Below are 26,226 nucleotides of genomic sequence, written 5' to 3'. Positions count from 1 at the left end.
CGATTAATGGTTAAATTTCGTCTTCGTAGATTGCAAATTCATCTTGTTTTTCTGGAACTAATACGCCAGCTGCTACTTCTTCAAGTGCTTTACCAACCGACTTAACAGAAGTGTATGAATCTAATTTTTCATCACCGTGTTCATGTAATTGGCGCGCACGCTTTGAAGCAAGTGCCACCAACGAGTATTTTGAATCAATTCGGCTTTTTAGTTTATCAACGGATGGGTATAACATTAGACATTCTCCTTTAGCATATCAAAATATCGTTTTTCAACACGTTCACGTTTGCAATGTTCTGCAATAATGATGGCATTGATTCGGTCACAGGCATTTTCAACTTCATCATTTTCTACAACATAATCGTATAAGTTCATCATTTCTAACTCTTGGCGAGCGGCTCGTAACCGGGAGGCAATGACATCATCCGATTCAGTTCCACGACCAACTAGTCGTTCTTCTAATTCCGATAAGCTTGGCGGTGCTAAGAAAATAAATAAGCCGTCTGGAACTTTCGAGCGCACTTGTGCTGCACCTTGCACTTCAATTTCTAGGAATACATCACGACCCGCATCGCGCATTTTGTTGACATACTCTAGCGGCGTACCGTAATAATTCCCCACAAATTCTGCGTATTCCAGCAATTGATCTTGTTCGATCAACGTTTCGAACTCGCTACGTGTTTTAAAGAAATAGTCGACTTCATCGACTTCTCCTTCTCGTGGCGAGCGAGTCGTCATCGAGATAGAGTATTCATAATTTGTATTCGGCTGTGAGAACAGCTCTTTTCGTACCGTGCCTTTGCCAACACCCGAAGGCCCTGATAGGACTATCAGCAGTCCACGTTGGTTTCTCATTTTATCCCTCATTTGCCTTGTCGTCATTTTCTTCTAACCGCAAAAGCAGAACCATTGCGAATTTTCTAGATTAGCTTACACACCATATAAAACTTAGTATAACTCCTATAATTCGACTGACCCATTATAGTGCAGTTACTAATAAGAGAAAATATGACTTTCCCTACTAAACTTTAAATCGTCATTTGTCGCTAACCATTATTCCTCGTTTTCTAACTAACTGTCTTATTATATCATAATACACCGAGAAAATGATAAGATGGAACAAAACGATTTGAAAGAGGGATATTTAATGGCATTTGATGGATTATTTACAAAATCGATGACGGGCGAATTGCAACAGCTGGTCACCGGTAGGATTTCAAAAGTTCATCAGCCCAACCAGCTTGAACTACTTTTACACATACGTGCTCAAGGAAAAAACCATAAACTACTTATTTCCATCCACCCATCGTACTCACGAATTCATTTGACAGCTACAGCAAACGTCAACCCTTCTGAGCCACCGATGTTTTGTATGTTACTGCGTAAGCATATTGAAGGCGGGGTCATCACAGAGATCTCCCAGTACGGAATGGACCGCCTTATTATGTTGAAGATCAAAGCAAAAAATGAAATTGGCGATGACATTGAACGTGAATTGCACGTGGAAATGATGGGACGGCATTCGAACGTTATTTTAATCGATGCAGAACGAACAATGATTCTCGACAGTTTGAAGCATCTACCTCCGAGCGTCAATTCTTACCGAACCATTTTGCCGGGACAACCTTATATTTTCCCACCTGCTCAAGAGAAAAAAGATCCGTACGCATCTATAGAAGAATTAGCTCAAACAGAAGCTAGCGAAATTGTTAGCCAATTTTCTGGTTTTTCTCCGTTAAATGCGCGTGAACTGGCGCATCGTTTAGAAACTTCGGAAAATAAAACAGAAACAACAAAAGCATTTTTAGCTGACTTTTCAAATGCGGAACCTACGGGATACTATGTAGAGCAAGGAGGAAAAAGTTTCTTTTCCGCTTCTTCACTAACCCATATTGCTGAAAGCGGTTTGCAATTTCCTACGCTCGGTGAATTGCTTGACAGAATGTATTATGCCAAAGCCGAACGAGACCGGGTCAAACAACAAGCGGGTGATTTAGAAAGATGGCTGCAAAACGAAATTTCCAAACTGAAACTCAAGTTAAAGAAATTGAAGAAAGAGCAAGACCAAGCAGAAAAGCGCGATGTACTTCAATTACATGGTGAATTAATCATGGCAAACCTTCACCGTATTACAAAAGGCATGAAGGAAATCGAAGTTGACAATTATTACAACGATGAAAAAGTGACGATTACATTGGATCCTCGGAAAACGCCGATTGACAATTCACAGCGCTATTATTCGCGTTACCAAAAAGCGAAAATTGCTGTAGTAAAAACGCAAGAACAAATCAATAAAACTATCGAGGACATTGACTATTTTGAAACCTTAATGTCTCAAGTTCAACAAGCGGGTATTTCCGATATTGAAGAAATTCGTGAAGAATTGGCTGAACAAGGCTTTATGAAAGCGCAGAAATCGAAGAAAAAGAAAAAACCTACAAAACCAACTGTAGAGTCTTATGTTTCATCTAACGGGACACCGATTTCAGTCGGAAAAAACAATAAACAAAATGATTATGTAACATTTAAAGTAGCAGCGAAATCTGATACATGGCTGCATACGAAAGATATTCCTGGATCTCATGTTATCATTCACGACAACAATCCAGACGAAGCGACGATTTTAGAAGCAGCAACGATTGCTGCCTATTTCAGTAAGGCGCGTGAGTCGTCTTCTGTTCCTGTTGATTATACTGAAGCTAGACAAGTGAAAAAGCCAAATGGCTCTAAGCCGGGGTTTGTTATTTATTTCGAACAAAAAACCGTATTTGTCACGCCTGATGAAGAATTGGTTATTAAGTTAAAAAAATAGAGTTTGGCCGAAAAGCTTATTGCTTTTCGGCTTTTCTATTGCCGGTAGAAGTAAAAGTATGATTTATACAATTACTTTGGACATGACTCTCACCTAGCTCGTAGACGCGCCGATGCTTAGTGCTTTATAATACTTAACTTTAGTCTTAATAGGATAAAATATTTTAGTTTACATAATTAAAATATTGTTAATTACATTTTTTGTGATAAATAAAGGTCAAAGCATTGCCCTAGTTTAGCGTAAATGCTATGTTCTTAAAGGATTTAATTTTAAGGAGGATTTATAAATGAAAAGTAGCTTTACCAAGAAGAAAACACTCGTAACTACTGGTGCGATTTCAGCATTGTTATTAGCAGGATGCAGTAATGAAGAAAGTAATAAGGAAGAAACAAAAACAGCTTGGGATGAAATACAAGAAGAAGGATCGTTAACAGTTGCTACTTCTGGAACGTTATTAGCTACTTCTTTCCGGGACGCAGAATCTGATGAGTTAACAGGATTTGAAGTTGAAGTGGTTCGCGAACTAGGCGAACGTTTAAATCTTGATATTGAGTTTAAAGAGCTTGGTTTTGATGAAATGCTGACTAGTGTTAATACAGGACAAATTGATCTTGCTGCGAATGATATTGAAATTACGGAAGATCGCGCTGAAGAGTTTATTTTTTCAACACCAATCAAGTATTCATATGGTACAGCAGTTGTTCGAAAAGATGATTTATCGGGCATTTCTAGTTTAGAAGATTTACCGGGTAAAAAAGCAGCTGGTGCATCTACTTCTATCTACATGGAAATTGCACGTGAATATGGTGCAGAAGAAGTTACATACGATAATGCTTCGAACGAAGTGTATTTGCGTGATGTGTCGATTGGGCGGACAGATGTTATTTTAAATGATTTTTACTTGTCTACGTTTGGTGTTGCCGCATTCCCTGACTTGAATATTACAATTCACCCGGACATTAAATATGCCCCGTCAGAAGTAGGACTTGTGATGAACAAAGACAATAAAGAACTTGCTGAAAATGTTAACAAAACCTTAGAAGCAATGCTTGAAGACGGTACGATCACTGAAATCTCGGAAGAGTTTTTTGGTGGTGCAGATGTTTCTGTGAAACCGGATATAGAAGAAAAATAAGCAGGAGGTTGTCCTATGAATGACATTGAATGGGGATTACTATTTGACCCGGCCTTAGCGATTAAATCTTTGCCCTATGTACTTGAAGGAATCGGCTATACCTTACTGATTTCAGTAGTCAGTATGATTGTAGGGGTTATCATTGGATTTTTCTTATCGCTTGCTAGAACATCCCAATTAAAAATTTTACAATTTCCTGCGCGCCTGTATATTTCTTTTATGAGAGGTGTGCCAATTCTTGTTATTTTGTTTTTACTTTATTTCGCACTACCCGTTGTTGGCATTGAATTTACAGCTGTACAAGCAGCATTGATAGGCTTTTCGATCAATAGCGCAGCTTATATAGCGGAAGTTTTCCGTTCTTCATTGGCATCAGTTGATAAAGGACAATGGGAATCTTCGAAAGCACTGGGGTTAACGTATTGGCAATCGATGCGACGCATTATTTTGCCACAGTCCATTCGAATTGCGCTGCCGCCCTTATCAAACGTCTATTTGGATTTAATCAAAGCTTCTTCGTTAGCAGCTATGATTACTGTTCCAGAAATTTTCCAAAAGGCACGGATTGTTGGAGCACGCGAATACGATTTGTTGACGATGTTAATTTTAGTAGCTCTTATTTACTGGGCGATATGTTCGATTATGACGATTTTGCAAAATTACCTTGAAAAAAAATACGCTGATTATATTTAAAAGCATCCAGAGCTTGTTCTCTTGGATGCTTTTTTGATTGATCGCATTTACATTTCCTCCATATAGAGAACTTCCCACATATGACCATCCAAGTCTATAAAGCTACCATAATACATGAATTCGTCATCTACTTTTTCATTTGCTGGTTGAGCTCCAGCTTTTAATGCCAGACTGATTAACTCGTCCACTTTTGCTTTGCTAGGAGCTGAAATGGTGAGAATAACTTCTCTTTGACTAGAGGTATCTACAATTTCTTTTTTTGTGAATCCTTTGAAATATGCCTCAGTCAAGAGCATCACATAACTGGTGGGCCCAATAATCAAAGCTGCACCATCATCATTGGTCATCTTGTTTTCAAATTCAAATCCGAGCTCATGAAAAAAAGAGACCGACTTCTCTAAGTTTTTCACCGGTAAATTAACGAAGATATGACTCGATTGGATAGACATTGATTGTTCCTCCTTTCTGAAAATAATGTTATCTTCATCATTCGACGAATACTCCCCCTTTACCTGCAAAAAAAAAGACCCTAGAGAGGATCTTTCAAGCGATTCGATAACGAATCAAATATGGCAATGCCACAAAAACAGATGGGAGAACTATAAACGCAACAAAGATCAACATTTGTGTGCTTATAGGTCGTGAAAACAAAATGGCCATGAATATCGGCCCGAAAACTAAAAGAGAAGCCAAAACACGAGATAAAAACTGAACTTTATAGCGATTACCGCAAGTACGGCACGAAATTGGTTTATATGCTGCCAACAACGATTTAGTGACTTGTTTCCATGTAAATGGCGTACGACAAACTTCACATGTCTGCATTAATGATCTTCCTTTAATCTATCAACATATTGTTTTGCGTCTAAGAGAGACCAGCCAAACTCTTCACGTGTTCGTTTTACCGCTTCAACCATTTTTCCTTTTTGTAAAAGTTCTCGCAGCTCGTCATTTACGTCCGGTTCCACCCATTCTTTCCCTTGCTGTATATGTGTTAGCTGTTTCTCAAGTTGACTCACTTTTTTCTCTAATGTATGAATCTTTTTTTCTGAAGCTGTATAGATAAAATATCCATACATCAACACTGTGCCTGTAATGATGAATCCCCAAAATAAATCCATTTGCTACACTCTTAAATTTTCATTGCCACGTTGATAAAATCCGTCCATTTCATCTTTTGGCACTAGTGCGCCTCCAGTTGCCCAAACAATATGTGTAGCTGTATTCATTGGAATACTATTTAGTTGTGCATAATCACTTGCTTGAATTTTTAAGGGTCCGAGAAGTCCTGCAGTAGCGGAAGGTTCTACGAATATGCCTTCGCTTGAAGCTAATAGTGTTAATAACGAAAACAACTGTTGATCTTCAACTGTATAAATCCCGCTCACGGTTTTTTCACTTATACCTGAAGCAAAACTAGAGGGCCTTCCAACTGCTAAGCCGTCACCTTCTGTCACATTATCGATACCGAAATCCTGTACACTAATTTTGTTTTTTTCACCGGTCATTAATCCAATTAAAACAGCTGGCGAATGCGTAGGTTCCACAAAAAAGCAATGAACGGCATCACCAAAAACTTGCTTGAGTCCGAACGCTATGCCCCCTGGTGCCCCACCTACTCCACAAGGTAAGTATACAAATAGTGGATGCTCAGCATCAACTGTTACACCGGCATCATTCAATTGTTGCTTGAGTCGAAAAGCAGCCACACTATAACCTAAAAACAAATGTTTAGATTTTTCATCATCGACAAAATAGGCATTCGGTTTTGCTAGTGTTTCATCTCGTCCAGCTAAAATGGCTTCACTAAAATCGCCTTCAAATTCAACGACTGTAGCCCCTTTTTCACGCAACAACTCTTTTTTCCATTGTTTTGCGTCTGCAGACATGTATACAGAAACTTGGAATCCAAGTTTCGCGCTAATAATGCCAATGCTGAGTCCAAGATTCCCTGTAGAACCTACTCCAATCGAATATTGACTGAAAAATTGTTTGAACTTTTCAGATGAAAACTGCTCGTACGATTGGTCGGTTGTGATGATGTCGGCATCAATTGCCAACTTTTCTGCATGATGCAAAACTTCATAAACACCACCACGTGCTTTAATAGACCCTGCAATTGGCAATTCATTATCGCATTTTAAAAACAGCGATCCTTCAATGGTATTTGTAAATCGTTCGTTTAACTGCGTTTTCATGTTTGAGATTTCACGGAAAGGGGATTCTACTATCCCATCTGCTTCTGCCGCGTCGGGAAATTCAGCTGCTAAAAATGGTGCAAACCGTTGCCACAGCTGCTCTGCTTTTTGCATATCTGCTAAAGACACTGGCAAATCGTTCAGGTCCTCCACTTTTTTAAGCTTCGGGTTTAGCCAAACTACTGGTTGTAAATTCATAATTGGTTGCAACAAAGGATAGGTTGAAATCCACTTTCTTATTTGTTGTCGCTCTACGCTCATACAAATCCCCTTCCGTTCGAATCATCTGTTAGTTTCATCATACAGAAGGAGCCCAACAATTTCACCCCCTATATTTTGTCAGTTAATTGATTGAAAGTCGACTGACACCTTTATTAACCCCTAGTAAAACCAATCCAACTAATAAGATCACCCACCACTGAATTTGAATAACTGGACCTTTGCCGTCAAAGAAAAATCCAACTCCTACGACAAAAGCAAATCCGACCATACCGAACAATCCTGACAATACATATACTTTCCATTCGTTGACTTTAGGTTTAAAAACAGAAGTACGAATGACTCGGAAAATAACAAAAATGCCAACAATTCCGATCAATACTAAAGACAATAAAATTAGAGAAACACTCCCCAAAGCAAATTCATTATCGACGGGTTTGAATATTGAAATCATACCATTTATAAGCCCATAAGAAAGTGCAAACCAACCTGCTAAACCAAGAATGCTGGTAGAAAAAAGCACTAGAATATTCCGTTTGTTTTCTGTTGGCATATTGGCAATTAGTTCATCCGCGTAAGCTTCGAGAGAATCACCAAAAAAATCTTGAGCGTCTTTTCCATTTTCTTGCGCTTCGATTAAGTGATCAAGTAAGTCCATTAATAATTCTTCTGCAGCCTGCTCATCGACTCTCAGATCTGTTCGAATATACAGCAATACATCTGTGTAAATTTTTTCGTTTTCTGCATTTAATAATTCTCTTTTTTGATTATTTTCTTCAATTAGCTCCGTTGCTTTTCTCATCTTTTTCACTCCTTTTTAGTAGTTTGCTAACGGGGTCAGCGATTTGCAGCCATTCAGCAGAAATTTGTTCAAGTTCCTCTTTTCCTTCATCGGTTAAAAAATAATATTTGCGATTGGGTCCAGTTGCAGAAGGTTTCATCTCCCCTTTTATAAAGCCGTTTTTTTGAAGCCTCAACAATACAGGGTAAATTGTGCCATCACTAATATTAGGCAATCCAATTTTTTGAAGTTTTTGCGATAGTTCATAGCCGTAAACAGGTTGTTCTTCAACCACAGCCATTACACAAGCATCCAAAACTCCTTTCAATAACTGACTTCTAAGAGCCATTATATTTCCTCCTCAAGGTACTAGGCATTACAAGATAGCTACTCAAAAAAATAACTACCTTGCATTACCAACTAGTTACTTTCATTGTATTCAGTTATTTTCGAACTGTCAATGATTTTTATTTTAATATTAAAAAAACCGACCAAAAGGCCGGTTCTACAAGGTTCCTGCTTTTAATTTTTCGTGCCAATCTGCAAGCATTGGCATATCTGCTTTATTGATTGCTTTTGTGTCTAATGCTTGTTCAACAAGTGCTGGGAAATCCGTCAATGTGTGGAATGTGTAGCCCGCCCCTGTGATAGCCTCAATTGATTGAGGCAAATCATAAGTGAAAATCGCAACGATTCCAAGCACGTCAAATCCTGCTGCTTCTAACGCTTGTGCTGCTTGCAACACCGAACCACCTTTTGAGATTAAGTCTTCAACGACGACTACTTTTTTACCGTTTTCGATCTTTCCTTCAATCATATTCGTTTGACCATGTTCTTTTGCTTTCGAACGTACATAAACCATTGGCAATTCTAACAAATCACTAACCCATGCAGCATGTGGAATTCCCGCTGTTGCAGTTCCTGCTATTACTTCACATTCAGGATAATATTCGTTAATGGTTTCAGCTAACCCTTTAGCTATGTCTTTTCGCACCGCCGGGTAAGACATTGTTAATCGATTGTCGCAATAAATCGGAGATTTGACACCGGATGCCCATGTGAATGGTTGTTGCGGACGCAGCTCAACTGCACCGATTGATAATAAATGGTTCGCTATTTCGTGTTTCAAGACTGACCACTCCATTCTTCTCTAATCTGTGTGTAGCTGTCTGCTGGGTTCTCAGCTTTGGTAATCGCTCGTCCAACTACGATATGAGTTGCCCCTTTTGCTCGTGCCTGTGCTGGCGTTGCGATGCGTTTTTGATCATCCGCCGAAACAGTAGCCGGACGAATGCCTGGTGTAACACGCAGAAAATTTTGTCCGCAAGCTTCGCCAATAGCCTCTGCCTCAAGCACTGAGCACACAACACCATCTAATCCTGCTTGCATCGCTCGCTTTGCGTAATGTAGCACAGACTCTTCTAAGCTAACATAGACCAATTGATCTTCGTGCATCTGACTTTCACTTGTCGAAGTTAATTGTGTCACTGCGATTAGTTTTGTTTCGCTACCGGCTAACCCACGTTTTGCTGCTTGCATCATTTCAAGTCCTCCCGCCGCATGGACATTGACCAAATCTACTCCTAATTTGGCTAAACCTCGCATAGCGGATTCAACTGTATTTGGAATGTCGTGCAATTTTAAATCCAAGAAAATGTTATGACCTTGCGACTTTATGAAACGAACCAATTCAGGTCCTTCTTGAAAATAAAGCTCCATGCCGACTTTGACGAAAAGGGGTTCGGAAAACTGAGCTAGAAATGCTTCTACTTGTTGTTTAGATGCAAAATCTAAAGCGATAATGGGTTTATTCATAGACGGTGGCTCCTTCCGACAAGCTGTTCTACTGAGTCAAATCCTAGTTCGTGCAAGCGTTCAGGTAGTTGTCCGATAATTTCTGGACAAACAAATGGGTTAACGAAATTTGCTGTTCCGACAGCCACAGCACTTGCACCAGCTGACAAAAAGTCAATGACGTCATCTACATTTGTAACGCCACCCATGCCGATGATGGGCAGTTTCGTGTGTTGGCTTACTTCATAAACCATGCGTAAAGCAACTGGCTTAATAGCAGGTCCAGATAATCCTCCGGTAATATTAGCGATAATTGGCCGCCCTGTTTTTGTGTCCATACGCATGCCGAGTAATGTATTGATCATGGTGATGCCATCAGCTCCGCCTTCTTCAACAGCTTTTGCAATTGAGACAATATTTGTTACGTTTGGCGACAACTTGATATAAACCGGTACAGCAGACACTTCTTTTACAGCACGTGTCAATTCACGTGCTACATTCGGGTCGGTGCCAAATGTGATGCCACCTTGTTTAACGTTTGGGCACGAAATATTAATTTCCAGTGCCTGAACGTTTGGAGATTGTGAAATTTTTTTTGCGACTTCTACATAATCTTCGGTTGTTGTACCCGCTACGTTTGCAATAATCGGTACATCGTATTGTTCTAGCCATGGCAACTCTTGCTCGGTTACTTTTTCAAGCCCTGGATTTTGTAGACCGATGGCATTTAACATTCCAGAGGCAGTTTCTGCCACGCGTGGTGTTGGGTTGCCGAGACGCGTTTCGACTGTTGTTGCTTTAATCATAATGGCACCAAGTTGCGATAAATCGTATAGTTGCGCATACTCTTTCCCAAAACCAAAGCAACCCGATGCAGGCATGATTGGATTTTTTAAGTTGAGTCCTGGAAGTTTTACTGTCAAATCGCTCATGAAATCACCACTCCTGCTGGAAATACTGGACCATCTGAACATACTTTGATGTAATCCGTTTCACTTTTTGTAGTCCGGCATACACAAGCAAAACATGCACCAATGCCACAGCCCATTCGCTGCTCATACGATAAGAATCCTTTTTTCTGCGGATACGCCCATTGCACCGCTTCAAGCATTGGTGTTGGGCCACAGCTATAATACGTATCAAAATCTGTTGGCAGTTCATTTAAGATATGGGTGACAAACCCTTGCGTACCATGAGATCCATCAACGGTGGCAATATGCGTTTCGCCAAGTTCACGAAACTTTTCTTCATAGAAAACGGCTTGTTTACTTTCAAATCCTAAAATATGAACTGTTTGGATGCCGCGCGAGTTTAATTGTTTTGCCAGTTCATACAAAGGCGGCACCCCAATTCCACCACCAATTAAGTAGGCTTTTTTCTCGGCTTCTTCGATAGGGAACCCATGCCCAAGTGGACCTAGCACATCTATTGTGTCACCTGGTTTTTTTTCAGCTAATAATCCCGTACCGCGTCCTTCAGCTCGGTAAATCATCGTAAATTGCGAAGCTTCCAAATCAATAGATGCGACAGATATGGGACGACGCAGCAATGGTTCAAAGCTGTCAGCGACTCGGATATGAACAAATTGTCCGGGCTCTGCCATTTCAGTGGCCAGCGCTCCTTGAACAGTTAGTTCAAAAATTTGATGAGCAATTTGTTGCTGCTTCACGACTTGCATACGCTCTTGTTTGATCATATACCTGCCCCCATTGCTTCAGCTGAAAACGTCATAGATTCGATGACGCGAAGCATCGCTTCTGCTGTATCGAGTGAAGTTAAGCAAGGAATGCCGTTTTCAACCGATTCACGGCGAATGCGGAATCCGTCACGTTGTGGCTGTTTGCCCTTTGTTAAGGTGTTGATGACAATTTGCGTATCGCCATTTTGAATAACATCTAGCAAAGTTTTGCCTTCTGAACCAATTTTACCGATTGGTGCTACTACTATGCCAGCTTCCTCGAATGCTTTGGCAGTTCCACCAGTAGCCATGATTTGATAACCGATCGCTTTAAAGCGTTTTGCTAATCCAACCGCTTCTTCTTTGTCTTTATCTGCGACGGTTAGTAGCACTGTGCCATGATCTTTTACTTCCATGCCAGCTGCCGCTAACCCTTTATAAAGAGCTTTTTCGAGTGTTGTGTCTTTGCCCATTACTTCTCCAGTTGATTTCATTTCTGGGCCAAGCGTAATGTCTACACGGCGTAACTTCGCAAAAGAGAAGACCGGTACTTTTACAAAGACCCCTTTTGAAATCGGCGCAAGACCTGGTGTAAAGCCTTGGTCGACTATGCTTTGGCCAAGAATTGCTTTGGTGGCGATGTTCGCCATTGGAATCGATGTGATTTTACTCATAAATGGCACTGTCCGGCTTGAGCGCGGATTTACTTCAATAACAAATACTTCACCTTTTGATATCACGTACTGGATATTTAGCAAGCCGACAATGTTTAATCCTTTTGCAAGTCGCGTCGTATAGTCTACTAAGGTTTCTAGTAACTCGTTCGAGATGTTTTGTGTTGGATAAACTGCAATCGAGTCGCCCGAATGGACACCTGCGCGTTCAATGTGTTCCATAATTCCTGGGATCAAGACGTTTTCTCCATCTGAAATTGCATCTACTTCGATTTCAATTCCGGTTAAGTAGCGATCAACTAAGACTGGATGTTCTGGACTCGCTTCTACTGCGTGTTCCATATAATGTTTTAAATCTTCTTCGTTATAAACGATTTCCATTGCGCGTCCACCTAATACATAAGAAGGGCGAACTAGTACCGGATAGCCGATATCTCCTGCGATAATAATGGCTTCTTCTGTGTTCACCGCTGTTTTACCTAGTGGCTGTGGAATGCCGATTTCGTGCAGTGCTGCTTCGAATTTATTTCGGTTTTCTGCACGATCTGTGTCTTCTAATGATGTGCCGAGAATCTTCACGCCATTTTGTTCGAGTTTTTCAGCTAAGTTGATCGCTGTTTGGCCGCCAAATTGAACGACGACTCCTTTTGGCTGCTCTAGGTCAACGATGTGCATTACGTCTTCAATCGTCAGTGGCTCAAAATACAATTTGTCAGAGATAGAAAAGTCAGTTGAAACCGTTTCTGGATTGTTGTTGACGATAATGGCTTCATAACCTGCTTCTTTAATGGCCCATACTGAATGCACCGTTGCGTAATCAAACTCGACACCTTGACCAATGCGGATTGGACCTGAACCAAGAACAATAACGGATTCTTTATCGGTCTTTACTGATTCATTTTCATCTTCATACGTTCCGTAAAAATAAGGCGTTTCGGATTCAAACTCAGCTGCACATGTATCCACCATTTTGTATACCGGCATTAATTTTTGTTCTTTGCGCCAATTGTATACTTGTTGTTCTGTTGTGTTCCAAAGTTTCGCGATCGTCCGATCTGCAAACCCTAAACGTTTGGCACGTTTGGCTACGTCGTAATCAAACGCGGCGTTTTTCAAATCTTCTTCGTATTTTACGATGTTTTCGAATTTCTTTAAGAAGAATAAATCGATTTGGCTCCATTCGTTAATGGTTTCGATGGTTACACCGCGGCGAAGTGCTTCGCCAATAAAGAACAAACGCTCATCTCCCGCTCGACAAATACGTTTTTGAATCCATTCATCACTCATGCTATCCGCATTTTTTAACTTTAAGTGGAATTGCCCTGTTTCTAATGAACGAACAGCTTTTAAGATCGACTCTTCAAATGTACGTCCCATCGCCATAACTTCGCCAGTTGCTTTCATTTGCGTTCCTAAATTACGTTTTGCGGCTTCAAATTTATCAAAAGGCCAGCGTGGAATTTTCGTTACGACATAGTCTAATGCTGGCTCGAAAGCAGCATAAGTACGCCCAGTTACTGGATTCATCATTTCATCTAACGTTAAACCGACTGCAATTTTCGCAGCTAATTTCGCAATAGGATAACCTGTCGCTTTAGATGCTAATGCTGATGATCGGCTAACCCGCGGATTTACTTCAATGATGTAGTAGTTAAAGCTAAACGGGTCTAATGCTAATTGAACGTTACAGCCACCTTCAATTTTCAAGGCACGAATGATTTTCAGCGAAACATTTCGCAGCATTTGGTATTCACGGTCTGATAAGGTTTGGCTTGGTGCTACAACGATAGAATCTCCTGTATGAATGCCGACCGGATCAATGTTTTCCATATTACAAACAACGATTGCTGTATCGTTTTTATCACGCATTACTTCGTATTCAACTTCTTTAAAACCTGCAATTGATTTTTCTAGCAAACATTGAGTTACAGGACTGTACTTTAAGCCACTCGCGACAATTTCTTTTAACTGCTCGTAGTCATGACAAATTCCGCCACCCGTTCCACCTAAAGTAAAGGCTGGACGAACAATAACTGGGTAGCCAACACGGTCGACGAAATTTTCAGCTTCTGTCATATTGTGAATAATGTCCGAATCCGGAACTGGTTCGCCAAGTTCGTTCATTAAAGTTCTAAACAAATCACGGTCTTCTGCTTTATGAATTGCTTCGAGCTTAGTGCCTAAAATTTCGATATTCAATTCGTCTAAAATGCCCGATTCGTCCAATTCAATCGCCATGTTCAACCCAGTTTGACCACCTAGAGTTGGGAGAAGCGCATCCGGACGCTCTTTGCGTAAGATGCGGCTAACAAATTCGAGTGTAATCGGTTCGATATACACTTTATCTGCGACTTCTGTGTCCGTCATAATGGTTGCAGGATTTGAGTTAATCAAGATTACGCGGTAACCTTCTTCTTTTAATGCAAGACACGCTTGTGTTCCTGCATAGTCAAACTCTGCTGCTTGTCCGATTACGATTGGTCCTGATCCGATTACGAGTATACTTTGAATATCTTGTCTTTTAGGCATGTTGTTGCTCCTTTCGAGTTGCGTTCATTACATCGATAAAGCGATCGAATAAATAGTTTGAGTCTTCAGGTCCTGGTGATGATTCTGGATGGTATTGAACCGTAAATGCCGGATAGTCCAAGTGAGCTAGACCTTCGTTTGTGCCATCATTTAATGCGCTATGCGTTACTTTTAAGCGTGTTCCTTGTAGCGTATCTTCATCTACTGCGTAGCCATGATTTTGTGATGTGATTTCGATTTTGCCTGTGACTAAGTCACGCACTGGATGATTGCCGCCGCGATGTCCGAATTTCAATTTGAACGTGTCTGCACCACAAGCTCTTGCAAACAATTGGTGTCCAAGACATATGCCGAAGATTGGAACTTGTCCAAGCAATTCGCGTACCACTTCTACACATTCCTCTACGTCTTTTGGATCTCCTGGTCCATTTGAGAGCATGACACCATCTGGGCCCCAAGCCATTATTTCTCTTGAAGAAGTGTTATAAGGTACAACAATTACATCACAGTCTCGGTTGTTAAGTTCGCGCAAAATACCGTGTTTCATGCCGTAGTCGATTAAGACGACGCGCTTGCCACGACCTGGACTTGGGTAAGGACGCCCTGTTGAAACTTGCGCCACTTGGTCGCTAGGTAATACAGTATCTTGAAGCGACTTCACAACTTGATCAATTTGAACTTCTTCGCCTGCTGCAGTTAACACACCTTTAATGGCCCCTTTTGAGCGTATTAAGCGTGTTAATTTGCGCGTATCGATCCCAGAAATTCCTGGAATGCCTTTAATTTTGAACAACTCATCTAGAGTTGAATTGTTTCTGAAATTGGATGGGAATTCAGCAATTTCACGAACGACCATCCCTTTTACTGCGGGTTCAATCGATTCAAAATCGTCGCTATTAATGCCGTAGTTGCCGATTAATGGATAAGTCATTGTAACAATTTGTCCGCAATAAGAAGGGTCTGATAAAATTTCTTGATAACCGGTCATACTGGTATTAAACACGATTTCTCCTACTGAGGCATCGTCACCGCCGAATGCTGTTCCTTCAAATACCGTACCGTCTTCTAAGATTAAATATCGTTTCATCAATTTTTCTCCTCCTGCCATACAATTTCACCACCAAAGATGGTCATTACTGGCCACCCTGTACAATTCCACCCATTAAACGGTGTATTTTTACCTTTTGATAAAAATTCTTCTACTTGAATTGGTTGCTGTTTTTCAAGATCTAATAGTACAAGATCCGCTGTTTGTCCAATTTCCATTGTGCCATATGGCATATTGAAGGTTTGGCTTGGTTTGATTGTTAACCAGTCGATTAGTTGTTGTAACGACCATTTACCGGTTTTGACAAACTTGCTATGGAGCAGTGGAAATGCCGTTTCAAACCCGACAATCCCGAACATCGAGCCGTTCATGCCATTTGTTTTTTCTGCTTCTGTGTGCGGTGCATGGTCTGTCGCGATAAAGTCTAGCGTGCCGTCAAGTAATCCTTCGTGTAACGCTTCCCAATCTTCTTTCGCACGAAGCGGTGGGTTCATTTTGTAGTTTGCATCGTCTGATGGAATATCATCTTCCGTCAACAACAAGTGGTGAGGTGTAACTTCAGCTGTTACGCGAACTCCTGCACGTTTTGCGTCTCGAATGACGCGAACCGATTCTTTCGTGCTAACGTGGCATACGTGGTAATGTGCTCCTGCTGCTTCAGCAAGTAAAATGTCACGAGCGATATGCACGGATTCTGCAATTGCAGGTATGCCTTTTAACCCTAATTCTTTGCTCCGCTTGCCTTCGTGCATGACACCATCATATATCAAGCTATTGTCTTCACAATGCGCAACAACTGCCATTTCAATTTTCGCTGCGTCTTGCATTGTTTCGTACATCATGCCTGCTTCTTGAATGCCAACACCGTCATCAGTGAAAGCAAAAGCACCATTTTCTTTTAGCTCTTGTAAATTCGTTCGTTCTTTCCCTGCTTCTCTTATCGTGATCGAAGCATACGGCAAAACTCGGATAAGCGCATTTTTTTCGATCAATCCGTTGACTAGCTGCAGATTTTCTTTCGTATCAGGTACTGGGCGTGTATTTGGCATTGCACATATCGTTGTGTAGCCACCTTTTGCCGCAGATTTTGTCCCGCTTTCGATTGTTTCTTTCTGTTCGCCACCTGGTTCACGTAAATGAACGTGGACATCAACAAATCCTGGTGCAATCATCCGGCCCTTGCCGTCAATTTGGGTCTCATTATTTACTTGTAACTCTTGACCGATTTCTTCAATTTTGCCTTCTTTGATACGAATATTTGTAGGTGTTAGTTCTCCATTTTGCAGCATGTTTACGTTGTTAATGAATAAATTCAAGTCAATCTCTCCCTTTCAATGCGTATTCAAGTACTGCCATCCGGATGAAAACTCCGTTAGCCATTTGTTTAAAAATTCTTGATCGGTCACACTCAACGAGACAATCGGCTATTTCCACACCACGGTTGATTGGAGCGGGGTGCATAATAATGGCTCCGTCTTTCATCTTCTGCTCTCGTTCTACAGTCAATCCATATTGTTCATGGTAGTTTTCTTTTGAAAAAAGCGCTGAGACTGCATGACGTTCGTGTTGGACGCGTAGCATCATGACTACATCTGTGGTTTCAATAAAATTATCTAAGTGCTCTGAGGATTCATAGTCACCGCTCCATTCTTCTGGACAAATAAAGCTTACTTTAGCTCCTAATTGCTTGAGCGCAGCTGCGTTTGATTTTGCGACTCGGCTATGAGCAATGTCGCCGACGATGGTAACGTGAATGCCTTCGATCCGTCCGAACTCTTGATAAATGGTCATTAAGTCTAAAAGAGATTGTGTAGGATGCTGTCCCGAGCCGTCTCCCCCATTGATGACAGCCACGTTGCATCCTTCAAGTTGTTGGTAATACTCTTCTTCTTCATGGCGGATAATGACTGCTCCTACACCAATCGCTTCCATCGTTTTAACAGTATCGTAAAGCGTTTCACCTTTTAAAATGCTGGAAAAGGCTGTTTCAAATGGCAGTACAGCGAGTCCCATATGATGCTCCGCCATTTCAAAGCTCATTTTCGTTCTTGTGCTAGGTTCAAAAAACAAGTTGACGACTGTGCCATCAATTGGCGCTCTCTCGCCTCGCTGAAATTCTCCAGCGCGCTCAAGCAAACTCATAATCGTGTCATTTTCTAAGTTGTTCATAGATAGTAAGTTTGGCAAAATTGACTCATCCTCTCATTCTTCAGACAAAAAAACACCTTCCCAGGGGCAGGAAGGTGTGAGGAAAAAAGGGTAGAGTTTACCCATTCTTCGATCCTTTCCATGCCTCTCTGGACATTCATTAAAAGGTAATTATTCAGTTCCGTCGTCTAGTTCTTTTTTGTTCATTCCAGGTAATACTAAGTTCAAGATAACACCGACAATCGCAGCAAGTGCCATTCCTTCGATCGAGAAAGATTCACTAAACTCAAGCTTCGCTCCACCAATCCCGATTACTAAAATAACTGACGAGATGACTAAGTTGCGGTTGTTGCCGAAATCGATGTTGTTGTCTACTAGCATCCGTAATCCCGATGAAGCGATAATTCCGAACAGCAAGATGGAAATTCCGCCAAGAACAGCCGTTGGGATGGTTTCAATAACTGCCATCAATTTGCCAAAGAAAGAAAATGCGATGGCGAACACTGCTGCGCCAAGAATGACATACACAGAAAACACTTTTGTTATGGCAAGCACTCCAATGTTTTCACCATAAGTGGTTTTTGGTGGACCACCGACTAGCGAAGAAATGAATGTGCCAATGCCGTCTCCTAGTATCGACCGGTGCAAACCAGGATCTTTTATGTAATTTCTATCAACAATTTTTCCTAACACGAGCTGATGCCCAATGTGTTCAGAAATGGTGACGATAGCGATTGGGACCATGACGAACAGCAAGGTTGGCGTTACTTGAAACGAATAATCCACTCCAGGGATCAAGAATTCTGGAACCGCGAACCAGCTTGCTTCGCCAATTGCTGTAAAGTCGATAATCCCGATGGCTGCAGAGTAACCATACCCCACAATAATTCCGATTAAGATCGGCATTAACGAAATGATATTTTTAAAGTAAATGTTACAAATGATTGCAGTAAACAATGTGACAATTGCAGCTGAGAAATGCAATAAACTGTATTCCGATCCGCCTTCTGCCGGAATCGTCATGGCCATATTGACCGCAGTGCCTGATAAAGCAAGTCCAATGACGATGATGACGGGTCCTACTACAATTGGTGGAAGTAGTTTCATCAACCAATGATAACCGGTTTTCCAAATAATCAAGGCGACTATGGCGTAAACGAGAGATACAAACATGGCCCCGATCATGGCTGACCCAATTCCACCTGTTTCTGTAGCAATCGTGATTGGCACGATAAAGGCGAATGATGAGCCTAAGTATGCTGGTACTTTAAATTGTGTAATAATGATAAAAATGATTGTGGCAATTCCACTTGTTAACAACGCGATGGCTGGGCTCAGCCCGACTAGTTGTGGCACTAAAATCGTTGCACCAAACATGGCAAACATATGCTGCAAGCTTAGCGAGATCCATTGTCCTACTTTTGGTTTATCTTGTACATCTAAAATAGCTTCACTCAATTTCCATTCTCCCCTGTCTCTATCTCTCTATTCGTGAATGGCTACTCGGTCCATTTGATCGCTTTCGACCATTTGAACGATAATTCGTTCGTCGCTAGAAGTTGGAATGTTTTTACCAACAAAGTCTGCTCGAATTGGCAGTTCACGGTGACCTCTATCAATTAACACAGCCAGTTGAATTTGTGCTGGTCGACCAAGATCCATAACTGCATCCATTGCTGCGCGTACTGTTCTTCCTGTGTAAAGCACATCGTCTACAAGAATCACTTTTTTGTCGAGTATGCTGTGTTCAATATCGACTTGTTGAACTAACGGCTCTTGATTTTTTGTTTTGACACTCAAGTCATCTCGGTAAAGCGTAATATCGAGTTCGCCTTTTAAAATAGGGCGTCCTTCAATTTTTTCGATTTTCTCTGCTAAACGCTTGGCGATAAAAGCACCGCGCGTTTTAATGCCGACTAGTATGCAATCATCTATGCCTTTATTGCGTTCAATAATTTCGTGTGCAATGCGAGTAATCGCTCGACTTATTGCCTGTTCATCCAAAATATCTGCTTTTTCCACCATAAGATCCGCTCCTTTTTTTGCAAATAAAAAACCTCTTGCCCGAGGGACAAGAGGATAGATGCGCAGAAAAACTCAGCACAGAAGACAGACTTCCGGCTTGCGTAAATACCTTCTCAGCCTCTCTGGACTGTAATTAAAGGTGTTATTATTCGATTTGTTTTTTTAAGTATAAAGAAAGAGAAACGGGTTTGTCAATCCTTATCGCGAAGAGATTCTAGAAGTTCTGCAAATTCAGCTGGTGGCTCTGCAGAAAACTCCATGTATTCGTTCGTTCTTGGATGATTAAACCCAATCACTTCAGCGTGAAGAGCTTGACCGCCAATGTCCATTGTTTTTTTCGGTCCGTATTTCGGATCGCCAACAAGCGGGAAACCAATATATTTCATGTGAACACGGATTTGATGCGTTCTTCCTGTTTCTAAACGACATTCAACAAGCGTAAAATTACCGAAACGTTCTAGAACTCGGAAATGCGTCACAGCATGCTTGCCTTTATCAACGATCGCCATATTTTGACGTTCTTTAGGATCGCGTGCAATTGGTGCTTGAATTGTTCCTTTATCGTGTGGAATGTGTCCATGAACCAATGCAACGTATTTACGAGTCACTGTCTTCTTCACTAATTGGTCAACTAAAGAAGTATGAGCAGCGTCATTTTTCGCTACCATTAATAAGCCTGAAGTATCTTTATCAATGCGGTGAACAATTCCTGGACGCACGACACCATTAATGCCCGAAAGATCAGTGCAATGATGCATTAACCCATTCACCAATGTTCCTTTTGCATGACCTGGTGCTGGGTGAACGACCATACCTTTTGGTTTGTTAACTACTAAAACATCTTCATCTTCGTAAACAATCTCCAAATTCAAATCTTCAGGAACTACATCTAATTCTTCCAATTCAGGTGGCGTAACAATGATAATATCTTGCAAACGTACTTTGTAATTCGGTTTTACAGTTTCTCCGTTAACTTTTACTGCACCTTCTTTGACCCAGTTGCTGATCTGTGAACGTGACCAGTCTCCATCTATTGATGACACAGCTTTATCTACTCGTTCGCCGGCCATTTCTTTTGTGATTTCAATCGTTAAATCTTCCATTAAGACACCTTTTTCTTTTGTTGTTTTTCGTCATAAATAATATAAATAACCATCAATACGACACCAATCGTCAACGCAGCATCTGCAACATTAAATATCGGAAAATCATAACCAATCACCGGAATGAGTACGTCAACAAAATCAACGACTTCCCCGCGAAACATCCGATCGATAAAATTACCAACTGCGCCTCCTAAGAGAACCATTAAACTTAACTGAAATAAAGGTTGCCCTTTTGCATGTTTATGAAAATAGTAAAGTATTCCGATGATAACCGCTACAGTAATTATAGCGAACAGCCACATCTGTCCTTCTAGCATACCCCAAGCAGCGCCCCGATTCCGGTGCGACAACCAACCAAGGTAAGGGTCAATGACCGAAATCCGTTCACCCAACTCCATATTTTTCAGTACTAGCCATTTTGTCCATTGATCTAATGCGATTATGAATAATGCAAGTCCATAATAAATAAACATCTGTATCCTCCGTCAATTCAGCAGTCAATCTATTTTAACACACTGACAGCAAAAAAAGTAAAGGGCCTGGAGTAACCAAATTTTGGCTCTCCAAACCCTTTTAAAATTTGCTAATGTTATTGATTAAGCAAATTGTGTTTCTACAACACTTGCACAGCGAGGACATAATGTTGGATGTTCTTCGCTTTGACCAATTTCTTCAGAAATTGTCCAGCAACGTTCACATTTTTCACCAGTTGCTTTTTCAACTGTTACTGAAACTTCATTTAGTTTTACAGCATGTTCTGGTGCTTGATCTTGCGTACCACCGTATTCATATTTTGATACGATGAACAATTGAGCAAGATTTTCATCAGTAGAAGCTAGTAATGTAGCAAGTTCTTCGTCGCCGAAGACTGTTACTTTCGCTTCTAACGATTTACCAATAGTTTTAGCTGCACGCGCTTCTTCTAATGCTTTTAACACATCGTCGCGAATATCCATAAATCGGCTCCACTTGTCGTTTAAGCCTTCAAACGCTGGGTTTAAAACAGCTTCTGGGAAATCAGTCAATTGAACACTTTCTTCTTCTACAAAGCTCAAGTAAGACCATAATTCATCCGCTGTATGAGGGATGATTGGTGCTGCTAATTTTAAGATTGCCATTAACGAATCAAACATTACAGTTTGCATCGCACGACGATGTGGATGATCTGCACTTTCAATGTACACAACGTCTTTTGCTACATCTAAATAGAATGAGCTTAAATCGTTAGCGCAATAATTATTTAACGCATGGTAGATTGTTGAAAACTCATAGGTTTCATAACCTTTACGTACAGTTTCTACCATCTTCTGTAACTTCATTGCCATGTATTGATCCATTTCACGCATGTCTTCAAATGCAACACGGTGCTCTTGTTCATTAAAATCAGCTAAGTTTCCGTGAAGGAATTTTAGCGTGTTACGGATTTTGCGGTAAACTTCAGATACTTGTTTAAAGTTTTCGTCAGATACACGAACATCCGCTGTATAGTCTACAGAAGCAACCCATAGACGAAGGATATCTGCGCCCATTTGGTTCATGACTTTTGAAGGAACAATGACGTTACCAAGCGATTTACTCATTTTTCGACCATTGCCATCAAGCGTAAAGCCGTGGCTCAAAATACCTTTGTAAGGTGCATGTCCATTAATCGCAACACTTGTCGTTAATGACGAGTTGAACCAGCCACGGTATTGGTCAGATCCTTCTAAGTAAAGATCTGCTGGATATTGAAGGTCTTCTCGTTCATCAAGAACTCCTTGGTGAGACGATCCTGAGTCAAACCAAACATCCATAATATCCATTTCTTTCGTGAACACGCCGTTCGGGCTGCTTGGATGCGTAAATCCTGGCGGTAATAATTCATCTGTAGAACGCTCAAACCATACATTTGATCCATTTTCGCGGAACAATTTTGCGATATGCGCAATTGTTTCTTCAGTGATCACCGGATCGCCATTTTCTGCATAAAACACTGGAATAGGAACGCCCCATACGCGTTGACGTGAAATATTCCAATCTCCACGATCACGTAACATATTAAACAAACGTGTTTCACCCCATGCTGGAGTGAATGATGTTTCTTTAATTGCGTTTAAGATTTGGTCACGGAATGCTTCGATTGATACAAACCATTGAGCTGTTGCACGGTAAATTACCGGCTTTTTCGTCCGCCAGTCATGTGGATACGAGTGTGTGATAAATGTAAGTTTTTCAAGCGCGCCTACTTTATCTAGCGCTTCTGTTATCGATTTATTGGCTTTGTCATAAAACTCGCCCTCAAATCCAGGTGCTTCAGCAGTCATAACTCCGCGTTCGTCAACTGGACATAAAACGTCCAATCCGTATTTTTTACCGATTAAGAAGTCATCTTCACCATGACCAGGTGCTGTATGAACACAACCAGTACCTGAGTCAGTTGTTACGTGCTCGCCAAGCATGACAAGAGAAGTACGGTCATATAACGGGTGCTTTGTAAGAATATTTTCTAGTTCTTCACCTTTGATGACACGAACAACTTCTGCATCTGTCCAACCTAGTTCTTCAGATACTTCTTTTAATAATTCTTGAGCAACAATGTATTGAGAACCGTTGACAGAGACTTCTGCGTAATCCAATTTAGCGTGCACGGAAATTCCTAGGTTCGCTGGAATTGTCCAAGGTGTAGTCGTCCAGATGATGAAGTTTGTTCCTTCTGCTAACACACCTTTACCGTCTGTTACAGGGAAAGAAACGTAAATAGAAGGAGATTTTTTATCGTGATACTCAATTTCAGCTTCAGCAAGTGATGATTCACTTGAAGGTGACCAGTAAACAGGTTTCAAACCTTTGTAGATATAACCTTTATTGGCCATTTTACCAAACACTTCAATTTGACGAGCTTCATATGCTGGTTTTAAAGTCACATAAGGATTTTCCCAATCGCCACGAACACCAATGCGCTTGAACTGAGAGCGTTGATTATCGATTTGTTGGAAAGCATATTCTTCACAAAGCTTGCGGAATTCCGCTAAAGACATTTCTTTGCGGTTTACGCCTTTGTTTGTTAAAGCTTGTTCAATCGGCAAACCGTGCGTGTCCCAACCTGGAACGTAAGGTGCGTGGAAGCCCATCATCGAACGCGAACGAACGATCATATCTTTTAATACTTTGTTAAGTGCATGGCCCATATGCAAATCACCATTTGCATATGGTGGTCCATCATGAAGAACGAAAAACGGTCGACCCGCAGTACGATCTTGTACTTGTTTGTAAATGTTCATATCTTCCCATTTTTGTTGCATTTCCGGTTCGCGATTCGGCAAATTGCCACGCATTGGAAAATCTGTTTTCGGCATTAATAACGTATCTTTGTATTCCATTTCTATTCCTCCTGTAGACATAATAAAAAGCCCCCCATCCCTGGTAAGGGACGAGAAGCTTAAACTCGCGGTACCACCCTTGTTGCAGCTAGATAGCTGCCACTCGATCGCCGTAACGTGGCGTAGACGGAATAGGTTACTTATTATTCACCAATTCTGCTCAAGAGTGATTTTCATCTATGTGTACACATCAGGCTCTCACTGTCCCTGATTCGCTTTAGCGTTCTACACAAACTACTGTCTCTATCAGCGCGTTTTTTTGTATGTCGTAATTATAGATTTAGAAAGTCTCAGAGTCAAGAGTTCGTCTCTTCTTTATCCTTCTCAATCTTCTCTAAATTTTGTGTATCGATATCGTATTCCAATAAGGTTTCCCAATCATCTGTTTCGATTAAATCTAATTGGGCTTCAACAAGCATCTTGAAACGATTTTTGAAAATACGAGATTGTTTTTTCAGTTCTTCAATTTCTGTTGCAATGCGACGTGCTTTTGTCAACGACTCGTTAACAATGCGATCCGCATTTTTCTCAGCTTCTTTAATAATCAACTCTGCTTCTTTTTGTGAGTTGCGACGAACTTCTTCTGAAGCTTCTTGAGCCACAAAAATCGATTTTTGCAATGTCGATTCAATTGTATTAAAATGGCCAACTCGCTCGTCGGTTGTGCGTAACCGTTCTTCTAGAGCTGCCTTGTCTTTTAGCAAAATTTCGTAATCTCTCATAATTTGTTCCAGGAATTCATTTACTTCATCTTCCTGATATCCACGGAATGCACGGCTGAATTCTTTGTTATGTATATCTAACGGGGATAATGGCATTGAGTAAACCTCTCCTTAACTTGTTATCTTATCTTTCTATTATACAGTTGATGACGTTAAATTTCAGTACTATTTCGTAATTTTTCAAAGCCGTCTAGTTTTTTGTTTCTAGACGGCCGATTTGCAAGCGAACTTTGTCTTTTTTCGTGCGCCCTTCGATCATGATCAAGCGAACTCGACCAAACCCTCTTGAAGAAATCATATCTGATTCATGCAGCTCAAACGAAGGCTGGTCTTGTAAAGTCCAGTTAACTTTCACTTTCCCGCCATGAATAAGAGCAGCAGCTTTTTGTCTTGAGATGTTATAGACAGAACTCATAACCGTATCCAACCGCATCGAACTAACTGTATAAGACTCTTCTGTCCATTCTTCACTAGTCTCAATCATTTCTGTTAGGTCTGTAACTTCATTTAACTGTACTTTCACTTTTGCCGCACTTACAAAATTGCTTTGTAAATAAGGACCGATTTCATTCATTACAGCAAGTTGAACACGATCATTATCAATACGAATATCACCAAATTTGCTTCGGTCAAGCCCAAGAGACATTATGGATCCTAATATATCAGGATGACGCAAATTAACAAATTTAGACGGATATTTTAGTTCAAAAACCGTAATATTAAAGTCTTCTTGTTGGGGCTCAAAATAAGAAGGATACAACAGAACACGTTGTCTTTCTGCATCTTTAAAAACTCCCGAAGTCATCATGCGGACATCCGTCGATCCCATCACTGCTTCTACGATAAATCGCTGCCGTGGATCCAAAAAGTCTGTTAACTTTGGTGAATAACGATCTTCAACTTCACGTAGCCAGCCCGAAACTTGCTCGATAAATTGCTGTTCTTCTTTTCTAAAATGCTGAAATATCTCTTCCATGTTAATGCTCCTTCAGATCAATTTTTCAAGAAAAAAACCTCACGTGATGTGAGGTTTTAGATTAAACAAAGAAATTATATAATACAATAATCCCTTGGCTTGCTAAATTCAAAGTGAAGATTGCAACAATCGGTGAAATATCAATCATGCCGATTGGCGGGATAAAGCGTCTGAAAATGTCCAAATAAGGATCTGTGATTTTTGAAATCATTTGTCCAAAACTAGATTCTTTAATGCTTGGTACCCAACTCATGAATACACTAACAATTAGAATATAGAAATAGATATTAATTGCTGAAAGTATCAAATTTAATATAACTGACATACTT

The 26,226-nt window shown here is 40.7% G+C and carries 27 protein-coding genes and 1 other annotated feature; of the genes, 3 read left to right on the top strand and 24 right to left on the bottom strand.

Annotation, left to right across the window (positions count from 1 at the left end):
* Window positions 1-10 precede the first annotated feature (10 nt).
* A complete protein-coding gene (rpoZ, locus tag GPDM_RS09080; RefSeq protein WP_008430790.1) occupies window positions 11-235 on the bottom strand; it encodes a DNA-directed RNA polymerase subunit omega in 225 nt (74 codons plus the stop codon).
* Window positions 235-855 carry a guanylate kinase gene (gene gmk / locus GPDM_RS09075; RefSeq protein WP_008430789.1) on the bottom strand — a complete coding sequence of 207 codons (621 nt, stop codon included), beginning with the start codon at window positions 853-855 and terminating at the stop codon, window positions 235-237. The genes rpoZ and gmk overlap by 1 nt, the downstream gene beginning before the upstream one ends.
* A gap of 292 nt (window positions 856-1,147) precedes the next feature.
* Between gmk and GPDM_RS09070 the strand changes: the two genes are divergently transcribed.
* The 3 genes from GPDM_RS09070 (at window position 1,148) to GPDM_RS09060 (ending at window position 4,640) form a co-directional block, all read left to right on the top strand.
* Window positions 1,148-2,812, top strand: coding sequence for an Rqc2 family fibronectin-binding protein (locus GPDM_RS09070; protein WP_008430788.1), 1,665 nt, complete (start codon window positions 1,148-1,150; stop codon window positions 2,810-2,812).
* A gap of 286 nt (window positions 2,813-3,098) precedes the next feature.
* Entirely contained in the window at window positions 3,099-3,947 is an 849-nt protein-coding gene (locus tag GPDM_RS09065; RefSeq protein WP_008430787.1) for a transporter substrate-binding domain-containing protein, read from the top strand.
* A 15-nt stretch (window positions 3,948-3,962) separates the two neighbouring features.
* Window positions 3,963-4,640: an amino acid ABC transporter permease gene (locus tag GPDM_RS09060; RefSeq protein ID WP_008430785.1), complete on the top strand. Its 678-nt coding sequence runs from the start codon at window positions 3,963-3,965 to the stop codon at window positions 4,638-4,640.
* A 47-nt stretch (window positions 4,641-4,687) separates the two neighbouring features.
* Here GPDM_RS09060 and GPDM_RS09055 read toward each other — a convergent pair whose 3' ends face one another.
* From GPDM_RS09055 to GPDM_RS08950, 22 genes are all read right to left on the bottom strand, one after another.
* Window positions 4,688-5,089 carry a VOC family protein gene (locus tag GPDM_RS09055; protein WP_008430783.1) on the bottom strand — a complete coding sequence of 134 codons (402 nt, stop codon included), beginning with the start codon at window positions 5,087-5,089 and terminating at the stop codon, window positions 4,688-4,690.
* A gap of 94 nt (window positions 5,090-5,183) precedes the next feature.
* The gene (locus GPDM_RS09050; RefSeq protein ID WP_008430781.1) at window positions 5,184-5,465 is read right to left on the bottom strand and encodes a TIGR04104 family putative zinc finger protein; all 282 of its coding nucleotides are present in this window, start codon (window positions 5,463-5,465) and stop codon (window positions 5,184-5,186) included.
* Window positions 5,465-5,761, bottom strand: a complete 297-nt coding sequence (locus GPDM_RS09045) for a hypothetical protein (RefSeq protein ID WP_008430779.1) — start codon at window positions 5,759-5,761, stop codon at window positions 5,465-5,467. The genes GPDM_RS09050 and GPDM_RS09045 overlap by 1 nt, the downstream gene beginning before the upstream one ends.
* A gap of 3 nt (window positions 5,762-5,764) precedes the next feature.
* Window positions 5,765-7,099: a D-serine ammonia-lyase gene (locus GPDM_RS09040; protein WP_008430777.1), complete on the bottom strand. Its 1,335-nt coding sequence runs from the start codon at window positions 7,097-7,099 to the stop codon at window positions 5,765-5,767.
* Window positions 7,100-7,181: 82 nt separating this feature from the next.
* Window positions 7,182-7,859: a DUF1129 family protein gene (locus GPDM_RS09035; protein ID WP_008430776.1), complete on the bottom strand. Its 678-nt coding sequence runs from the start codon at window positions 7,857-7,859 to the stop codon at window positions 7,182-7,184.
* Window positions 7,834-8,187, bottom strand: coding sequence for a PadR family transcriptional regulator (locus GPDM_RS09030; protein WP_008430774.1), 354 nt, complete (start codon window positions 8,185-8,187; stop codon window positions 7,834-7,836). The genes GPDM_RS09035 and GPDM_RS09030 overlap by 26 nt, the downstream gene beginning before the upstream one ends.
* A gap of 156 nt (window positions 8,188-8,343) precedes the next feature.
* Window positions 8,344-8,967, bottom strand: a complete 624-nt coding sequence (gene pyrE, locus GPDM_RS09025) for an orotate phosphoribosyltransferase (RefSeq protein WP_008430772.1) — start codon at window positions 8,965-8,967, stop codon at window positions 8,344-8,346.
* Window positions 8,964-9,653 (bottom strand): orotidine-5'-phosphate decarboxylase, encoded by a 690-nt coding sequence (gene pyrF, locus GPDM_RS09020; RefSeq protein WP_008430771.1) that lies wholly within the window; start codon window positions 9,651-9,653, stop codon window positions 8,964-8,966. Before pyrF ends, pyrE begins: the two co-directional genes overlap by 4 nt.
* Window positions 9,650-10,564, bottom strand: a complete 915-nt coding sequence (locus tag GPDM_RS09015; protein ID WP_008430769.1) for a dihydroorotate dehydrogenase — start codon at window positions 10,562-10,564, stop codon at window positions 9,650-9,652. Before GPDM_RS09015 ends, pyrF begins: the two co-directional genes overlap by 4 nt.
* Entirely contained in the window at window positions 10,561-11,328 is a 768-nt protein-coding gene (locus tag GPDM_RS09010) for a dihydroorotate dehydrogenase electron transfer subunit (protein ID WP_008430767.1), read from the bottom strand. The genes GPDM_RS09015 and GPDM_RS09010 overlap by 4 nt, the downstream gene beginning before the upstream one ends.
* A complete protein-coding gene (gene carB / locus GPDM_RS09005; RefSeq protein ID WP_008430765.1) occupies window positions 11,325-14,513 on the bottom strand; it encodes a carbamoyl-phosphate synthase large subunit in 3,189 nt (1,062 codons plus the stop codon). Before carB ends, GPDM_RS09010 begins: the two co-directional genes overlap by 4 nt.
* Window positions 14,506-15,603 (bottom strand): carbamoyl phosphate synthase small subunit, encoded by a 1,098-nt coding sequence (locus tag GPDM_RS09000; RefSeq protein ID WP_008430764.1) that lies wholly within the window; start codon window positions 15,601-15,603, stop codon window positions 14,506-14,508. The genes carB and GPDM_RS09000 overlap by 8 nt, the downstream gene beginning before the upstream one ends.
* On the bottom strand, window positions 15,600-16,877 hold the full coding sequence (locus GPDM_RS08995) for a dihydroorotase (protein ID WP_008430763.1): 1,278 nt from the start codon (window positions 16,875-16,877) through the stop codon (window positions 15,600-15,602). The genes GPDM_RS09000 and GPDM_RS08995 overlap by 4 nt, the downstream gene beginning before the upstream one ends.
* Before the next feature lies 1 nt (window position 16,878).
* The gene (locus tag GPDM_RS08990; RefSeq protein WP_008430762.1) at window positions 16,879-17,748 is read right to left on the bottom strand and encodes an aspartate carbamoyltransferase catalytic subunit; all 870 of its coding nucleotides are present in this window, start codon (window positions 17,746-17,748) and stop codon (window positions 16,879-16,881) included.
* Window positions 17,749-17,880: 132 nt separating this feature from the next.
* On the bottom strand, window positions 17,881-19,167 hold the full coding sequence (locus GPDM_RS08985) for a solute carrier family 23 protein (protein ID WP_008430761.1): 1,287 nt from the start codon (window positions 19,165-19,167) through the stop codon (window positions 17,881-17,883).
* Window positions 19,168-19,194: 27 nt separating this feature from the next.
* On the bottom strand, window positions 19,195-19,731 hold the full coding sequence (gene pyrR, locus GPDM_RS08980) for a bifunctional pyr operon transcriptional regulator/uracil phosphoribosyltransferase PyrR (RefSeq protein WP_272941520.1): 537 nt from the start codon (window positions 19,729-19,731) through the stop codon (window positions 19,195-19,197).
* A gap of 194 nt (window positions 19,732-19,925) precedes the next feature.
* The gene (locus tag GPDM_RS08975; RefSeq protein WP_008430757.1) at window positions 19,926-20,837 is read right to left on the bottom strand and encodes an RluA family pseudouridine synthase; all 912 of its coding nucleotides are present in this window, start codon (window positions 20,835-20,837) and stop codon (window positions 19,926-19,928) included.
* The gene (gene lspA / locus GPDM_RS08970; RefSeq protein ID WP_008430756.1) at window positions 20,837-21,313 is read right to left on the bottom strand and encodes a signal peptidase II; all 477 of its coding nucleotides are present in this window, start codon (window positions 21,311-21,313) and stop codon (window positions 20,837-20,839) included. The genes GPDM_RS08975 and lspA overlap by 1 nt, the downstream gene beginning before the upstream one ends.
* A 123-nt stretch (window positions 21,314-21,436) precedes the next feature.
* Window positions 21,437-24,199: an isoleucine--tRNA ligase gene (gene ileS / locus GPDM_RS08965; protein WP_008430755.1), complete on the bottom strand. Its 2,763-nt coding sequence runs from the start codon at window positions 24,197-24,199 to the stop codon at window positions 21,437-21,439.
* 43 nt (window positions 24,200-24,242) lie between these two features.
* Window positions 24,243-24,458, bottom strand: a binding site (T-box leader).
* A 37-nt stretch (window positions 24,459-24,495) separates the two neighbouring features.
* Window positions 24,496-25,017: a DivIVA domain-containing protein gene (locus tag GPDM_RS08960; RefSeq protein ID WP_008430754.1), complete on the bottom strand. Its 522-nt coding sequence runs from the start codon at window positions 25,015-25,017 to the stop codon at window positions 24,496-24,498.
* 94 nt (window positions 25,018-25,111) lie between these two features.
* Window positions 25,112-25,897 (bottom strand): YlmH family RNA-binding protein, encoded by a 786-nt coding sequence (locus GPDM_RS08955; RefSeq protein WP_008430753.1) that lies wholly within the window; start codon window positions 25,895-25,897, stop codon window positions 25,112-25,114.
* Between the two features lie 61 nt (window positions 25,898-25,958).
* Window positions 25,959-26,222 (bottom strand): YggT family protein, encoded by a 264-nt coding sequence (locus GPDM_RS08950; RefSeq protein WP_008430752.1) that lies wholly within the window; start codon window positions 26,220-26,222, stop codon window positions 25,959-25,961.
* Between the last annotated feature and the right edge of the window lie 4 nt (window positions 26,223-26,226).

Source organism: Planococcus donghaensis MPA1U2 (assembly GCF_000189395.1).
Classification (GTDB): Bacteria; Bacillota; Bacilli; order Bacillales_A; family Planococcaceae; genus Planococcus; species Planococcus donghaensis_B.
Note: the sequence above shows the minus strand (reverse complement) of the source record. Positions and strands in the feature narration are given on the sequence as shown.

Bases quoted from the DNA above. Each gene is read 5' to 3' on its own strand.
- rpoZ (WP_008430790.1), bottom strand. From the start codon at position 235: ATGTTATACCCATCCGTTGATAAACTAAAAAGCCGAATTGATTCAAAA.
- gmk (WP_008430789.1), bottom strand. From the start codon at position 855: ATGAGAAACCAACGTGGACTGCTGATAGTCCTATCAGGGCCTTCGGGT.
- GPDM_RS09070 (WP_008430788.1), top strand. From the start codon at position 1,148: ATGGCATTTGATGGATTATTTACAAAATCGATGACGGGCGAATTGCAA.
- GPDM_RS09065 (WP_008430787.1), top strand. From the start codon at position 3,099: ATGAAAAGTAGCTTTACCAAGAAGAAAACACTCGTAACTACTGGTGCG.
- GPDM_RS09060 (WP_008430785.1), top strand. From the start codon at position 3,963: ATGAATGACATTGAATGGGGATTACTATTTGACCCGGCCTTAGCGATT.
- GPDM_RS09055 (WP_008430783.1), bottom strand. From the start codon at position 5,089: ATGTCTATCCAATCGAGTCATATCTTCGTTAATTTACCGGTGAAAAAC.
- GPDM_RS09050 (WP_008430781.1), bottom strand. From the start codon at position 5,465: ATGCAGACATGTGAAGTTTGTCGTACGCCATTTACATGGAAACAAGTC.
- GPDM_RS09045 (WP_008430779.1), bottom strand. From the start codon at position 5,761: ATGGATTTATTTTGGGGATTCATCATTACAGGCACAGTGTTGATGTAT.
- GPDM_RS09040 (WP_008430777.1), bottom strand. From the start codon at position 7,099: ATGAGCGTAGAGCGACAACAAATAAGAAAGTGGATTTCAACCTATCCT.
- GPDM_RS09035 (WP_008430776.1), bottom strand. From the start codon at position 7,859: ATGAGAAAAGCAACGGAGCTAATTGAAGAAAATAATCAAAAAAGAGAA.
- GPDM_RS09030 (WP_008430774.1), bottom strand. From the start codon at position 8,187: ATGGCTCTTAGAAGTCAGTTATTGAAAGGAGTTTTGGATGCTTGTGTA.
- pyrF (WP_008430771.1), bottom strand. From the start codon at position 9,653: ATGAATAAACCCATTATCGCTTTAGATTTTGCATCTAAACAACAAGTA.
- GPDM_RS09015 (WP_008430769.1), bottom strand. From the start codon at position 10,564: ATGAGCGATTTGACAGTAAAACTTCCAGGACTCAACTTAAAAAATCCA.
- GPDM_RS09010 (WP_008430767.1), bottom strand. From the start codon at position 11,328: ATGATCAAACAAGAGCGTATGCAAGTCGTGAAGCAGCAACAAATTGCT.
- carB (WP_008430765.1), bottom strand. From the start codon at position 14,513: ATGCCTAAAAGACAAGATATTCAAAGTATACTCGTAATCGGATCAGGA.
- GPDM_RS08975 (WP_008430757.1), bottom strand. From the start codon at position 20,837: ATGGAAGATTTAACGATTGAAATCACAAAAGAAATGGCCGGCGAACGA.
- lspA (WP_008430756.1), bottom strand. From the start codon at position 21,313: ATGTTTATTTATTATGGACTTGCATTATTCATAATCGCATTAGATCAA.
- ileS (WP_008430755.1), bottom strand. From the start codon at position 24,199: ATGGAATACAAAGATACGTTATTAATGCCGAAAACAGATTTTCCAATG.
- GPDM_RS08960 (WP_008430754.1), bottom strand. From the start codon at position 25,017: ATGCCATTATCCCCGTTAGATATACATAACAAAGAATTCAGCCGTGCA.
- GPDM_RS08955 (WP_008430753.1), bottom strand. From the start codon at position 25,897: ATGGAAGAGATATTTCAGCATTTTAGAAAAGAAGAACAGCAATTTATC.
- GPDM_RS08950 (WP_008430752.1), bottom strand. From the start codon at position 26,222: ATGTCAGTTATATTAAATTTGATACTTTCAGCAATTAATATCTATTTC.